The organism is Pelomicrobium sp. G1, from assembly GCF_051905455.1.
Taxonomy (GTDB): domain Bacteria; phylum Pseudomonadota; class Gammaproteobacteria; order Burkholderiales; family UBA6910; genus Pelomicrobium.
Genome location: NZ_JBQACR010000007.1, coordinates 65,944 through 80,249 on the forward strand (window position 1 = coordinate 65,944; position 14,306 = coordinate 80,249).

Sequence of the window (14,306 nt, forward strand, 5' to 3'; positions counted from 1 at the left end):
CCCGTGGCGATGGCTAAAAAGCTGGCTTACCGCCAGCATCGCCAACCGCATCATGGCGGCAGCCGCGACGCTAGCGCTGGGCGTCATGGCCCTGACCGGCGCCATCTCCTACCTGGTCATCTCGAATCTCATGGCGCAGCGTTTCGAGATGCAGTTGGAAAGCCACGCCCGCATACGTGCTGCCCAGATCGCCTCCGTCCTGGATGCCATCGACCGGGATCTCGCCCGCCTCGCCTCCACCACCCTGGTCACCAACGCGTTGAGCGACTCGGTGGGCCGGGAGCAGTACCTGGCGCCTTTTCTTGCGGATTACCGCGCGCCTCCTGGCACCTCGGTGCGGATCCGCCTGCTGGACTTCCAGGGAGAACCCTTGGTTTTCCTGCCCGACGGCCTGGCGTTTTCCTATCGAGGTGCCCCATGGGTTCCTTCCGTCCTCGCCAAAGGCAAGCCCCACGTGGAGCTGGAGCCCCATGGCTCCAGCGGGCGAAGGCTGCTCATCATCCATCCGGTGATCTACCCGGCGACGGGAACCACGGAAGGTTTCCTGCTGGCCGAGGTGGAGCTCGACGGTATTTTCGTGGCCCACGACGTTCTGGAGCTATTCCCCGTTTCCCATCGGCTCGTGGCCGGCCGCGATCACCTGCTCGCCCAGGCCGGCTCCGTCCCCTCCGGCCAGACACGGACCGAAGCCGTCGCGGCGCTCGAGTTTCCGCCCCGTTACGCTGCTCTCCAACTCAAAGTGGTGGTGTCCGCGCCAGAGGCGGCGGCGGATCTGCCCCTCGATTCCCTGAGCGTAGCCTATCTGGGGGCGTGGCCTTTGATCCTGCTGTGGGTGGTCTGGGGTTCCATCCGCATCTCGCGCCGCCTCACCGCGCCTCTCCTTGCCCTCAGCAACGCCGCCGAACGGGCCACCCTGGAAAACCTCGACGGCTTCGCCGTGCCCGTCGCGGGCCACGACGAGGTGGGCCGGCTGGGTACGGCTCTCGCCCTGATGGTGAACCGGCTGCGGGTCGCCTACAGAAAGATGGAAAAACACCTCGCGGAGCTTCGCCTGGCCGCCAAGGTGTTCGACAGCGGCTCGGAGGGCATTTTCCTTTTGGACGAGGGCTTGCGGATAGTGCGGGCGAACGACGCGCTGGCCCGCATCACCGGCTACGGGACGGCGGAGTGCGTGGGCCGACCGCTGCAGCAGATCATGCACGTGATCAACGACGGGCAAGGGTATCCGCAGGCGGCGGAGGACCTCGGCCCGGCCGGTCGATGGGAAGGCGAGGTGTTCACCCTGCGCAAGGACGGCACGCCCTACATCGGCTGGCTGCGGCTCAGCCTGGTGAGCGGATCCAAGCCCGGCGCCTGCGTGTGCATCGGCGTGGTGACCGACATCACCGAGCGCAAGGAACAGCAAAAACATATCCAGTACCTCGCCACCCATGACCCGCTGACCGAGCTTCCCAACCGGATCCTGCTCCAAGACCGTCTACAGCAGGCGATGACCCGCGCCGCGCGTTTGGGGAATATGCTGGGGGTGGCGTTCCTTGACCTGGACCGCCTCAAGGTCGCCAACGACAACCACGGCCACTCCTTCGGCGACAGGATTCTCCGGGAGGTCGCGGCACGGCTGCGCCTCATCCTGCGCTCGAGCGACACCGTGGCGCGGCTCGGCGGCGACGAATTCGTGGTTCTGGCGCCGGACTTGAAGACCCGCCGGGATGCGGAGGTGGTTTTACAGAAAATTTTCGACGCCTTCGCCTCGCCTTTTTCCATCGCAGGCAAAGAAGTGCGCCTGACATGCAGCATCGGTTTCGCCTGCTACCCGATCCACGGAGAGGATGCCGACACCCTCCTCAGCCGGGCGGACCTGGCCATGTACCAGGCGAAGGAAGCGGGAGGCAATGGGGGCGCTTTCTATACCCCGGAGATGAGCGCGGCCGCGCTGGAGCGCGCCGCCCTGGAGGACGCCTTGCACCGGGCCCTCGACCGCAACGAGCTGGTCCTGCACTTCCAGCCCATCGTGGACCTGCGTTCCGGCCGGATGTCCGGTCTCGAGGCCCTCGTCCGCTGGAACCACCCCGAGCTCGGGCCGCTCTCGCCAGGGCGCTTCATTCCGGTAGCGGAGCAGAACGGTTTCATCGTGCCCCTCGGAGAATGGGTGCTGCGGGCGGCCTGCGCCCAGGCGATCGAGTGGGACCGGGAAGGCCTTCCGCCGGTCCACCTCGCGGTCAACGTCTCGGCGCGCCAGTTTCGGCAGAAAGACTTCGTACAGGCGGTTCACCGCATCCTGGACGAGACCGGGTTCGATCCGCGACGCTTGAAGCTCGAGATTACGGAAAGCCTCATCATGTGCGGCGCGGAGGATTTCATCTCGGTTCTCGGAGCGCTCAAGGATCTTGGCTTGAAGCTGGCCATCGACGATTTCGGCACGGGCTACTCCAGCTTGAGCTACCTCCACCGTTTTCCCATCGACGAGCTCAAGATCGACCGCTTCTTCCTCCAGGGCATCGGCTCCGAAGGCGGAGATACGACCGTCCCCCGGACGATCATTTCCCTGGCCCACAGCTTGGGCCTGGCGGTCACGGCGGAAGGCGTCGAGACGGAAGCCCAGGTGCGCTTCCTCATCGCCCACCGCTGCGACCAGGCCCAGGGCTATTACTTCGCGAAACCAGGCGAGCCTGAGGCGGTTCTTAGCCTGCTGCGGTCCGACTACCGGTGGCCCCTGCCGAACATTTCACGACGTGCGCCGCGCCGGATGGAAAAGGCGCTATACACACCGGCGCTGAAAGAATAGCCGTCCCCAAGAGCTCCAACGGCTCATACAGCTCGGGCAACCCTGTCCGGCGTCGTAGCAGGGCGGGGCGATCGGGCTTCAAGATCATCGCAGCCCGCCGGCCATGCGCCGGCTCTCGGCCGAGCGCCGCAGCCGCCACGTGAAATAAGTGGCCGCGAGTCCCGCCGCCCCCAGGCTGGAGAAGGCCAGCCCCCAGGCCAGCATGCGGGGCTCCCCCGGTTGTTCACCTGCCAGATCCAGGGTCAGCCCGAAGACCCAGGGACTGGCCGCTCCCATGCTGAAGCCGATCACCGAGCGCAGGGAATAGGCCGCGCCGATGGAGTGGTGGGGGACCAGCTCGGTGAGCCCGGTGGAGAACACCGACGAGTCGGCGATGGCTGCCAGGTTGTAGACGATCGCCACCACCGTCAGCAGCCACAGGGGCGCGGTGATGAGCCAGCCGTAGATCAGGGAGCAGGCGGCGCTGGTCCCGGCGAACAGCAAGATCACCGCGGTGCGCCCGTAGCGGTCGGACAGGGTCCCGCCGGACACGGAGCCCGCCACGCTAAGCAGGTGGCACACCCCGGCAATCAGCACGCCGGTGCCCACGTTTCCGGGGCTCACGCCCCCGTTGGCGGCCATCGCGGTCACCAGGAAGGTGGGCAGCCAGGCCCAAAGCCCCAGCAGTTCCCAGGCGTGGAACGAGTAGGCGAGGATGATCAGCCGCGCCGGACGGTTGCGCCACACCTCCATGAGGCCGTTGCCCTGGACCGGAGCCCGGTCGTGGCGGCTCACCCGGTTGGGGGTATCCCGGAGCACCCAGGCGCCGAGGGTGAGCCCGATCACGGTGCCCGCCGCGCTCGCCGCCAGCGCGGCGCGCCACCCGGCCGCCGGCGCTATGAAGCTGCCCAGAAACAGGGACAGGGCGTAGCCCAGCGACGCGGCGGCGAGATAAAACCCCATCGCCCGGCCGCGGCGGTGGGGCTCGAAGCGCTCGCTGATGAGGGTAAGGCCGGGCGTGTAGGAGCCCCCCGAGCACAGGCCGGCCAGCCCGTAGAGGATTAGCGCCGAGAGGAAACCGTCCGCCAGCAGGGCGAACAGCGCCGCGCTCGCCACCGCGCCATAGCTCATGTGGAGAAATGTCCAGCGAGCCCCCTTGCGGTCGCTGATCATCCCGGCGGCGAACAGGGACACCAGGAACCCGGCGTGCCAGGCACTCTGGATCAGGCCCGCCTGGGTCGCCGACATTCCCCACGCTTCCCGCACCAGGGGCAGGATCCCCGAGTAGACGGTGAAGATCAAGGAAAAGCTCATGCGGCTCAAGCACAGGAGCAGGAGCCAGCGGGCGTCGGTCAACCGGGAGTCGATCATCGGCAACAGGGAAGAGGGCGCTGGGACAGCGCCGAAAACGCGAATCTAACGCGAAGGGCTTCCCCGTTCAAACGAGCCTGAACGAGGTGCAGGATTTCGCGGCGCAGGGTGTTCACCACCGCGGCGGCGACAATTCTGCTTTACCCGATAGCCCGAAGCAGGGTTTCTCCGCGCGGGAGGCGCTACGGCCCGGCCGGGATCGTGTTTCAATCCGAACCATGCTCTCGGGCGGCGGCTGGGTCATGAATCAAAGATGGAATCCTCCACGGGCGCTCCTTCTCACCGGTGCTTCGCGTACTGAGTCGCAGCCGCCCGGACACGGCGCCGCAAAGCGGCCGGGGCGCCTTGCGGACCCCGCCCGGCGCTCGAAGGGCGCACGCCATGGAGCGAGGACGGGCGGCCGGCATAGGCAAGACCGCGGTGATTCGGCGCGTGGCCGAAGCCCTCCAGGGACTGAAGCTCGGCGGTTTTTACGCGGAAGAACTACGCGAGGCGGAAAAGCGGGGTTGCCGTTGACCGGTGAATCGCCCGTGCGTCTCAGGCCGCGGTGATGGCGAGCAGCGGCAAGGTGGTGCCGCCGGACTCCGTGGGCGCGCGCCGAACGCCCCCATGCCCGATCAGGCCAGGGGCAGCCCGACCCGGGCCAGAAGCTTCATGGGCCCTAAACGCTTCAAGGGTTCCAGGGCTTCGGGCCTACGCAGAAACAACGAGCCGGCGAAGCCCAGCGCGTTGACCGAAATTCCTTCCCAGCATTCCCGCGAGCGGGGGACGGTCAGCATCCAGTCCCGGGTGAGGAGGAGATTGTACGGCCCGGACTGGCGCGGGCCCTCCTTCCCCGGGACCTCGTGGATGCCCACCGCCGCCAGCAGGCGTCGATAGGCTTCGAGGAGCCGAACGGCCACCTCCGCCGCGTCCCACGCGGTCGGCTCGAGCCGAGCGAGGGCATGCCGAAAAGGAAAGTCCGGCACGGTGAGGATGGGGCCTTCGCCCCGCGCCCCGGCGATCAGGGGCGCCACGGGGACGGGCGGTCCCTCCTCGGCCAAGGGCAAGGGAACCATCTGCAGATGCTTGTGGGCTTCGCTCGCCCCCGCCGCCTCGCCTCCGTTATAGAACCCGAGACCGTCCAGCTCGCCCATGCACCGGGCGAGGGCGTCGAAGTCCGCCTGATCGAGCAGCCGCTCCTGGGGCTGAAAGTCCCGGGTGACGAGGAGCAAATGGTGCTCGATGACGTTGAACTTGTTTAGCACCGCCCGGTGGGTAGGGCTCACCTCTCCCACCAGAAGGTCCGGCTCGGGGGGAAGGAACGGGTTTGCCGGCTTCGCCCCGGCGGCACGCTGCTCTCGTTCCGCGTCCTTGCGCTGAAGCGCGGGAACCACGCGCACCAGGAAGCGCACCCCCGCGTCCTCGACGAAGCGCTTCTCCGTGACGATCGGCTGAAGCGCGCCGCTGCGAAGGGCGTGCTCCGTCTGCCGGACAATCGCCCGGCGCAAGCCTTCTGGAAAGAGGTTTCCCACGCTTGAGATCCTGGACTCCCGGACCGATCCTGCCGGCGAGCTGCCGCCCATCCGCGGGTTTAAGCAGCTCCCCGGCGTCAGGGTAAAGATCTATGCTTGGTCGTTGCGGCCTCGAGGGTCGGCGCCTGGCTTCCTGAAGCCGTTGGCGTCCTGGATTCCGGTACCTGATCCATCGAAGCCCCGGCGCTCAATGCACCGCCGTCGGGGTCTCGCCCGCCCGGAGAGCGCCTTTGTGGAAGACGATGTCCCCATAGTACGCGGTGACGGCGTCGCCGGTGTTGTCCCCGTCCGTCATCACTCCGATCCCCTCGATAGGAGGTGGCTCGGTGCCGAAGGCCCGGCGGTAGTCCTCCGCCACGTTGCGCCGCACCCGCACCCACTGACCGAGCCGGGCAGCGCCGGATTCCACGACGATCACCCAATTGCGCTCCGTATAGGCGCTGGGGAAACCGGTACCGGCGGGCAGCCGGGCGTCCCACACGTAATTCAAGCTCCGGTAAGGCGGGTATTGCCCGTAGGCAAGCTTTGCCGCTTCATAGGCGATGGCCTCTAGCGGTCCCGCTCTCTTCGGGTCGTAGGCGAAGGCGACGTAAAACCGCGCCGGAAAGTCGTCCCCTTCCTTGGTACGGGGATCCGCCCCGTGGATCAGGTTTTCCACCTTCCAGCGCCACTCGACGACGGGATATTCCCGCGGATCAATGCGGACGCGCCGGATCAGTCCAGAGGCCGAGCCCCGCGCGACGGCTTTCAGCACCGGTACTTCTCCGTCCATCACGATGGCGTAGCGGGTATGCCTGGGGATTTTTTCGAAGGTCAAGGGTTCCCATCCGGCCGGCATGGCCTGCCCCGGCTCGGCCCGGGAGAACGCGCCGACCGGCCATACATCGTGGGCCGCGCCCTGCGCCATGGCGCAGGCCCATCCACCCAGCATCGTCACGAACGCGAGTATCCTGGCCGTCACGAATGTCACCTTTGCTCGCCCACGGGAATCTCCTGCACTTGGTCGTCGCGCCGGCCGACACCCCACCCCCGCGCGCGGAAGCGCCGGCGCCGCACGGGTCCTGGCCGCTCCGGGCCGATGCGCCCCCGTGACCGGCCTGCGGGCGGCGCACAGGTTGACGACCCGGTCCGCCCAGCCCATGATCGAGCCCCAGGGCATTTCCGGAAGGCAGACCATGTCCCCGCTCACCGGAGTCTATCCGATCCTCGCCACCCCTTTCCACGACGACGAGCGCCTGGATCTTGATTCGCTCGAGCGCACGATCCGCTTCATGAAGTCAATCGGGGTCGACGGCATCACGGTTCTGGGCGTACTGGGCGAATCGAACCGCCTGACCGATCGGGAGCGAGAGCAGGTCGTCCGGGCGGCGGTGGCCGCGGCGGGGGGAATGCCGGTCATCGTAGGCGCCAGCCATCCCGGAACCCGGGCCACCATCGAGCTGGCGGGGATGGCCGCGAAATCGGGCGCCTCCGCCGTGATGGTGGCGCCCTCCCACGAGCCGGTGCCCAGCGACGAGCGGTTGCTGGAATACTACGAGCGCATCGGCAAAGCCCTCTCCCTTCCGCTGGTCGTGCAGGATCATCCGGCCTCCACCCAGGTACACATGCCCGTTTCCCTTTTGATCCGCATCGTGGAGAACGTTCCCGGCGTGGCCTGCATCAAGGAGGAAGGGCTTCCCACCCCGGCCCGGATCGCCGCCCTGGTGGCGGGCATGACGCGACGGCGAGTGCCCGTTCTCACCGGCCTGGGCGCCCTATACGGGCTCTTCGATCTGGAAGAAGGAGCGGACGGGTTCAACACCGGGTTCGCGTTCCCCGAGGTTCTCCTGGCCATGGTCCGCGCCAAGGGGGAGAACGACTGGGCACGGGTGCGCTCGCTCTACGCCCGGTTCCTGCCCCTCATCGTGTTCGAGCAACAGCCGGGGGTGGCGATCCGCAAGGAGATCCTGCGCCGTCGGGGTCTACTGGCGTCTAACCGGGTGCGCCATCCCGGCGTAGGGCTTACGCCTTCTGCCGAGCGCCAGTTGCAGCGACTGCTCGACTGGCTCCTTCCGGGAGTCGACCTCACCCAGCCCCTGGTGCTCTGACCCTGCACAGCGGCGGGCGCGGCAACAGGCCCCGTCAGCCCGGCTTCTCGTCCAGGCGCAGCCAGACACAGCGGCCGCCGCTCGCCCGGTCGATGGCGGCAAGCTGCGCCTCGTGGGCCGCCAGCTCTTCGGCGCTCGGGCGCAGCACCACCAGCTCGCCGCCCGACCCCTCGCCTCCCTCCTGGCCCGGAACCACCCTCTCCTCGGGAAGATCGATCATGAGACTGTCCTGGCCGCGGGTCATGGCCAAGTAGACTTCCGCCAGTAGCCGAGCGTCGAGCAGGGCCCCATGGAGGCTGCGTTGGGAATTGTCCACCTGGTAGCGCTCGCACAAGGCATCCAGGCTGTTGCGCTTGCCCGGGTGCAGGTCCTTCGCCATGCGCAGGGTGTCGGTGATCTTGGCGCAGAAGCGCTCCAGGGGCGGCCGCCCGATCAAGCCCAGCTCGTGGTTGAGAAACCCCACGTCGAAGGGGGCGTTGTGGATGATGAGCTCGGCGCCCGCGATGAAGTCCAGGAACTCCGGGGCAATGTCCGCGAAACGGGGCTTGTCCCGCAGGAACTCGTCGGTGATGCCGTGGACCGCCAGGGCACCGCTGTCGATCTCCCGCTCCGGATTGAGATAACAGTGGAAGTGGTGGCCGGTGATCCTGCGGTTGCTGATCTCCACCGCCGCCAGCTCGATCACCCGGTGGCCGAGGGCGACTTCCAGGCCGGTGGTTTCCGTATCCAGAACGATCTGGCGCACTGGGTTTCCCGATTCAACGGCAGGAGCGTGGAAGAAACGGAAAGAAAGGTTCTTTTCTCTGCGCCCCTGCGGTCATAGGTTCGTCATCGGACGGATGCAAGCACTGACTGCACGCCCCGATTGGCCAGGCGGTCGGCCGCCTCGTTGCCCGGATCGCCGGCGTGGCCCCGCACCCAGACCCAATCGATCTCGTGCCGCTCGGCGAGCTCCACCAGGCGCCGCCACAGGTCCTCGTTCTTGACCGGCTTCCTGTCGGCCGTCTTCCAGCCGCGCCGTTTCCAGTCGTGAATCCAGCGGGTGATGCCTTGCTGCACGTAAGCGGAGTCGGTATGCAGCCGCACCCGGGAGGGACGTTTCAGCGCCTCCAGCGCCCGGATCACGGCTATGAGCTCCATCCGGTTGTTGGTGGTCATGGGCTCCCCGCCGAAGAGCTCCCGCCGGTGGGTCCCCCAGGCGAGGAGCGCTCCCCAGCCGCCCACGCCTGGATTGCCTTTGCATGCCCCGTCGGTGTAGATCTCCACCACACCGGGTGGCGCGCTCAAGCCGCTTCCTCCCACTCCAGCGCCTCCCGGGCAGCGAGGCGACGGCCGCCGCTCTCCAGCTTATGGGTAAGGGAAGCGAGGCTCGGCTTGGTAGCGGGCCGCGCCGCCCATTCCGGCCGGATGACCCGCATGCCCGGAACCCGCTTGATGGCTTCCAGCAGGTACACGCCGCCCGAGATGGGCCACCACCGGTCCCCCGCCTTTTCCAGGAAACCGAAGCGGGCAAGCCATGGCTCGGTGGTGATGGGAGGCGCATAGCAGACGAAGCGCCCCGCCGAGACCTCGAAGCCCAGCAGCTGCAGCCAGTCCTTGAGCCGGGGCAGGGAAATGAACTCGCCGGTCCACGGAAAAGCCCGCGGCTCCCGGGCGAGCAGTCGGCGCAAGCCCCACAGGCTGCGGGGGTTGAAGCCGGAGACCAGGACGTGCCCTTCCGGCCGCAGGCACCGCTCCACTTCCCGCAGTATCTGATGGGAATTGGCGCTGAATTCCAGGACGTGGGGCATGACGATCAGATCGATGGTGTTACTTTCCAGGGGGATCTGGCACAGCTCGCCTCGCACGTCGGCGTCCGGACCGGGGCTCAGGGTGAAACGCAGGGGAATGCGGCACGCACGCAGGAAGTCGACGCCAGTCAGGCCGAGCTGGACCGCGTTGAAACCGAACACGTCCGCCACCACCTGATCGTAATAGGCCTGTTCCCGTTCCAGGAGGTAGGCGCCCAGGGGCGTTTGAAGCCAGTTTCTTAGATGATCGGTTGACACGGTTCTCGTCCTTCACCACCATTACACCCCTGAGGTAAATGGGTCGTCACCCATTTACCGCCGTGCCCTTCCCCTCTCCCGCTGGGAGAGGGGAAGGGGAGAGGGGCTGAGCGTCTCATTTTTATGACGCTCGAAAGCGGGCAGCCGCACGGCAAGGAGTTGTCGGCGTCCTCGGGCGCGCGCTTTTCCAGCCACACCCACAGTCACCATGGTCGAAGTCGTTCCCGTTCCCGCGTTCAAGGACAATTATATCTGGGTCCTCCACGACGGACAGCATGCGGTGGTGGTCGACCCCGGCGACGCGGCGCCGGTGCGCGATTTCCTCGCTCGCCACAAGCTGGACCTGGCGGCTGTCCTGGTCACCCATCACCACGGCGATCACGTGGGGGGCATCCCGGCGCTGCTGAGGGAGGAGCGGGTTCCAGTATACGGCCCTCGCAGCGAGTCCATCTCCACCGTCACCCGGCCCCTCGTCGAAGGCGACCGGGTCACCTTTCCCGAGCTGGGCCTCACGTTCCAGGTCCTGGAAGTGCCGGGGCACACGGCGGGACACATCGCCTACTACGGCCACGGGTGGCTCTTCTGCGGCGACACCCTGTTCGCCTGCGGCTGCGGGCGCCTCTTCGAAGGCACGCCGGCCCAGATGTACAGCTCCCTGGAGAAGCTGGCCGGCCTCCCGGGGGACACGCGGGTCTACTGCGCCCACGAGTACACCCTCTCCAACATCCGCTTCGCCAAGGCGGCGGAACCGGACAATGCGGCCCTCGTCGAGCGGGAACGGAGGGAAAAAGCCCTGCGGGAGCGGGACGCCCCCACCCTGCCCTCCACCATCGCCCTGGAGCGGGCCACCAATCCTTTCCTCCGCTGCGCTGAGCCGGCGATCCAGGCGGCCGCGGCCCGCCGGCAAGGCCGTCCCCTCCATGACCCGGTGGAAGTCTTCGCCGTGCTGCGGGCCTGGAAGGATCGGTTCTGAGGCCTGCGCCCGTCTGGCGGCTGCCGGGGAAAAGCCCGGCTATCCGCCGTACAGGTGACAGTGCACCGAACGGGTGGCGGAAAGGCGCGTCTCGGCGGGGTAGGCCTGGCGGCAGACGTCCATGGCCTTGGGGCAGCGGGGATGGAAATGGCAGCCCGCGGGAGGATGGACGGGGGAAGGTAGATCCCCCCGAAGCCGGACGACTTCCCGCCGGGAGGTGGGGTCGATGACGGGCACCGCGGAGAGCAGCGCCTGGGTGTACGGGTGCTGCGGCGCCTTGAGCACCTCGTCCACGCTGCCCTGCTCTACGATCCGGCCCAGGTAAACCACCGCCACCCGATGGGCCAGGTGGGCCACCACGCCCATGTTGTGGGTGATGAAGAGATAGGCGAGGCCTAGCCGCTCTTGCAGCTCCCGCAACAGGTTGAGGATCTGGGCCTGCACCGACAGGTCCAGGGCGCTGGTGGGCTCGTCGCACACGATGAGCTGGGGTTCCACGGCGAGGGCCCGGGCGATGGCGATGCGCTGCCGTTGGCCGCCGGAGAACTCGTGGGGATAGCGCAGCCGCGCTTCTGCCGGCAGGCCCACCTGGGCCAGGAGCTCCACGACCCGCTGCGCCCGCTCCGCGTCGGTTGCGCCCACTTTCAAGGCCCGCATGCCTTCCAGCAGGATGTCGGCGACCCGCATGCGCGGGTTGAGGGAGCCGTAGGGGTCCTGGAAAACGATCTGGAGAGCGCGCCGCAAGGGCCGCAGCCGACGCCGGGAAAGCCCCGTAAGGTCGGCGCCCCGGAACAACACCCGGCCGGCGCTGGGCCGGATCAACTGCAAGATTGCCTTGCCGATGGTGGTTTTCCCGGAGCCCGATTCCCCCACCACCGCCAGGGTCCTGCCCTGCTCCAGCTCGAAGGACACCCCGTCCACCGCCTTGACGTGGCCCACCACCCGTTTTAGCACCCCTTTGTGGATGGGGAAATGTACCTTGAGATCGGAGACCTGCAGGAGCGGATTCGCGGCCTGGGGTCCGGGATTCACCCCGGATCCCTCCCATGCTCCGGCGGACACGCTACTGGGTGGTACCCTTTCGCCCGTCTCCGATCCTTGATCCCTGACCCCTGATCCCTGATCCCTGATCCCTGATCCCTGATATAGATGGCAGCTCACCCCTGACCCGTCCCCCGTCTTGATCCAGGCGGGTGTCTCGCGCCGGCACCGGTCCCACGCGTCGTCGCAGCGGTCGGCGAAGCGACAGCCGACGAATTCCCGGTCGAGGGCGGGCACCGTCCCGCGAATAACCGCCAGGGGCTGGCGGCGGCTGCGCTCGCTCGGGATCGAGGCGAAAAGCTTCCTCGAGTACGGGTGCCTGGGATGGCGGAAGAACTCCCTCGCCCGGGCCGTTTCCACGATCTGCCCCGCGTACATGACGGCCACTGTGTGGGCCATCTGGGCGACCACGCCCAGGTCGTGGGTCACCAGCAGGATGGCCATACCAGTTTGCGCCTGCAGCCGCTGGAGCAGCTCCAGCACCTGGGCCTGGATAGTCACGTCCAGCGCCGTGGTGGGCTCGTCGGCGATGAGAAGATCCGGCTCCCCGGCGAGGGCCATGGCGATCATAACCCGCTGCTTCATGCCGCCGGAGAGTTGGAAGGGATACTCCCCCAGCCTACGCTCCGGGTCCGGCATGCCTACCTGGGCCAGCAGCTCGACGGCGCGGCGCCGGGCCGCCTCCCCCCTCAGGGACGTGTGGCGCCTCACCGCTTCGCCCACCTGGCTCCCCACGGTCAGCACCGGGTTCAAGCTCAGGGCGGGCTCCTGGAAGATCATAGCCAGGCGCCGGCCGCGCACGCCCCGCATCTCCATCTCGGGCAAGGCGAACAGATCCAGCCCGTTGAGGAGCACCGAGCCACTGACGATGCGGGCCGCCTCCGGCAGAAGCCGCATGATGCTGACGGCGGTCATGGACTTGCCGCAGCCGGATTCCCCCAGCAGGGCGAAGGTCTCGCCCCGGGCGATCTGGAAATCCACTCCGTCCACCGCCCGCACCGGGGCCCGGTCGGTGTCGATCCAGGTCCGTAGGTTTTCCACCCGCAGCAGCGGATCGCTCACGCCGCTCCCCCCGCCAGGGCGGCGCCTTCTGCGCCCCGCACCCGCAGCCGGGGATCGAACGCGTCGCGCACCGCGTCGGCAAAGAGGTTCGCCGCCAGCACCAGCAGAAACATGAAGACGAAGGCCGAGGCCAGGGACCACCACACCATGGGTTCCCGCGCCATCTCCAGCCGCGCGGCGTTGATCATGGTGCCGAAGCTGATCATGGTGGGATCGACCCCGACCCCGATATAGGACAGCACGGCCTCCGCCAGCACCAGCACGCTGAAATCCAGCACCATGGCGATCAGCACGATGTGCATCACGTTAGGCAGGATGTGCCGGGTGATGACCCGCAGATGGGGCACGCCGAAGGCGTGGGCCGCCTGGATGAATTCCAGCTCCCGCATCTTTAGCGCCTCCCCCCTGAGCAGCCGGCACAGACCGGTCCAGCTGGTGATGCCGAGGATGAGGCACAGGAAGAGAAGGCGCATGTCTTGGCGCTGGGTGATGGTGGGGAACAGCTCCGGGCGGGTTTCGATGTAGACGTGCACCATCAGCACCGCCGCCGCGATCAGCAGCACCCCGGGAATGGAGGACAGGGTGGTGTAGACGTACTGGATCACGTCGTCCACCCAGCCGCGGAAGTAGCCCGCCATGATCCCGAGCAGCAGGGCGAAGGGCAGCATCACCAAGGTGGTGAGGGTGCCGATCACCAGCCCCGTGCGGATGCTCTTCAAGGAGAGGTAGAACACATCCTGCCCCACCTTGTCGGTGCCCAGCACGTGGTAGTGGGTGCACAAGGCAGCGAGGGGGCCCGCCAGCGCCAGGATCACGGCTAGGGAAACGAGGACCGCGTTCCATTGCACCCCCGTCTCGCCCCGCCACAGGGCGCGCCAGCCCCCGGCGAGCCCGGCGCCGCGGCGGCGCGCCACCCGCACCGTGATCAGCCCCGCCGCCGCCAGCCACAGGGCGGCGGCGGCGAGCAAACCCTTCGCCGCCCGCGTCGCGATGTCCGCCGCCCGGTCCCGGGCGGGATCGGCCAGATGGGCACCGCCATACTTCAAGCGGGGAAAATCCCGCACCTGCCGCCCGTCGGGCAGTTCGATGGTTTCCTTGGCGTACAAGTGGGTGGCGAACGGGGCCGAATAGGTCTTTTCCTTGCGGGTGCGCAGGGGCTCGGCGATCCAGTCCAGAAGCGACAGCACCTCCACCGAATAGACCGGCGGCTTGCCCGGTTCTCCTGGAAGCTGGGGCCGGTAGTGCAGGGTGTCCAGCAGCCCCACGGCGGCGTAGAAGGCGAGCACCGTGGCCGCCGCCATGCCGCTGCGGCTCGCCGCCACCCGGCGCCAGGGCTGGCGCAGGTGCTCGTGGCGGCGGGCGAACCAGGCGAAGGCGAGCACCACCGCCAGGAGGGCGAACACCAGGGCGTCGGTGTAGAGAATCTCGGGCTTGAATCCCGTCAAC

At 67.7% G+C, this 14,306-nt stretch carries 12 protein-coding genes; 4 read left to right on the forward strand and 8 right to left on the reverse strand.

The window, feature by feature from the left end; genetic code table 11:
* Window positions 1-52 precede the first annotated feature (52 nt).
* Window positions 53-2,785, forward strand: a complete 2,733-nt coding sequence (locus ACTFO6_RS08500; RefSeq protein WP_439934023.1) for a putative bifunctional diguanylate cyclase/phosphodiesterase — start codon at window positions 53-55, stop codon at window positions 2,783-2,785.
* 84 nt (window positions 2,786-2,869) lie between these two features.
* On the opposite strand, the gene ACTFO6_RS08505 is transcribed toward ACTFO6_RS08500, so the two are convergent.
* Window positions 2,870-4,135, reverse strand: a complete 1,266-nt coding sequence (locus ACTFO6_RS08505; protein ID WP_439934024.1) for an MFS transporter — start codon at window positions 4,133-4,135, stop codon at window positions 2,870-2,872.
* A gap of 381 nt (window positions 4,136-4,516) precedes the next feature.
* On the opposite strand from ACTFO6_RS08505, the gene ACTFO6_RS08510 reads away from it, so the two are divergent.
* The gene (locus ACTFO6_RS08510; RefSeq protein WP_439934025.1) at window positions 4,517-4,651 is read left to right on the forward strand and encodes a nucleoside-triphosphatase; all 135 of its coding nucleotides are present in this window, start codon (window positions 4,517-4,519) and stop codon (window positions 4,649-4,651) included.
* A 101-nt stretch (window positions 4,652-4,752) separates the two neighbouring features.
* Here ACTFO6_RS08510 and ACTFO6_RS08515 read toward each other — a convergent pair whose 3' ends face one another.
* Both ACTFO6_RS08515 and ACTFO6_RS08520 read right to left on the reverse strand, forming a co-directional pair.
* Window positions 4,753-5,649, reverse strand: coding sequence for an ATP adenylyltransferase family protein (locus tag ACTFO6_RS08515; RefSeq protein WP_439934026.1), 897 nt, complete (start codon window positions 5,647-5,649; stop codon window positions 4,753-4,755).
* A gap of 187 nt (window positions 5,650-5,836) precedes the next feature.
* On the reverse strand, window positions 5,837-6,610 hold the full coding sequence (locus tag ACTFO6_RS08520) for a DUF3047 domain-containing protein (RefSeq protein ID WP_439934027.1): 774 nt from the start codon (window positions 6,608-6,610) through the stop codon (window positions 5,837-5,839).
* A 154-nt stretch (window positions 6,611-6,764) separates the two neighbouring features.
* On the opposite strand from ACTFO6_RS08520, the gene ACTFO6_RS08525 reads away from it, so the two are divergent.
* On the forward strand, window positions 6,765-7,736 hold the full coding sequence (locus ACTFO6_RS08525) for a dihydrodipicolinate synthase family protein (protein ID WP_439934028.1): 972 nt from the start codon (window positions 6,765-6,767) through the stop codon (window positions 7,734-7,736).
* A 34-nt stretch (window positions 7,737-7,770) separates the two neighbouring features.
* On the opposite strand, the gene dnaQ is transcribed toward ACTFO6_RS08525, so the two are convergent.
* The 3 genes from dnaQ to ACTFO6_RS08540 form a co-directional block, all read right to left on the reverse strand.
* Window positions 7,771-8,481 carry a DNA polymerase III subunit epsilon gene (gene dnaQ, locus ACTFO6_RS08530; RefSeq protein WP_439934029.1) on the reverse strand — a complete coding sequence of 237 codons (711 nt, stop codon included), beginning with the start codon at window positions 8,479-8,481 and terminating at the stop codon, window positions 7,771-7,773.
* A gap of 83 nt (window positions 8,482-8,564) precedes the next feature.
* Window positions 8,565-9,023, reverse strand: coding sequence for a ribonuclease HI (rnhA, locus tag ACTFO6_RS08535; protein ID WP_439934030.1), 459 nt, complete (start codon window positions 9,021-9,023; stop codon window positions 8,565-8,567).
* Window positions 9,020-9,784 (reverse strand): class I SAM-dependent methyltransferase, encoded by a 765-nt coding sequence (locus tag ACTFO6_RS08540; protein ID WP_439934031.1) that lies wholly within the window; start codon window positions 9,782-9,784, stop codon window positions 9,020-9,022. Before ACTFO6_RS08540 ends, rnhA begins: the two co-directional genes overlap by 4 nt.
* Window positions 9,785-9,992: 208 nt before the next feature.
* Here ACTFO6_RS08540 and gloB point away from each other — a divergent pair, with 208 nt between their 5' ends.
* On the forward strand, window positions 9,993-10,757 hold the full coding sequence (gene gloB, locus ACTFO6_RS08545; RefSeq protein WP_439934032.1) for a hydroxyacylglutathione hydrolase: 765 nt from the start codon (window positions 9,993-9,995) through the stop codon (window positions 10,755-10,757).
* Between the two features lie 39 nt (window positions 10,758-10,796).
* Here the strand turns inward: gloB and ACTFO6_RS08550 are convergent, their stop codons facing one another.
* Window positions 10,797-12,860 (reverse strand): ABC transporter ATP-binding protein, encoded by a 2,064-nt coding sequence (locus ACTFO6_RS08550; protein ID WP_439934033.1) that lies wholly within the window; start codon window positions 12,858-12,860, stop codon window positions 10,797-10,799.
* Entirely contained in the window at window positions 12,857-14,305 is a 1,449-nt protein-coding gene (locus tag ACTFO6_RS08555) for an ABC transporter permease (RefSeq protein ID WP_439934034.1), read from the reverse strand. The genes ACTFO6_RS08550 and ACTFO6_RS08555 overlap by 4 nt, the downstream gene beginning before the upstream one ends.
* Window position 14,306 lies beyond the last annotated feature (1 nt).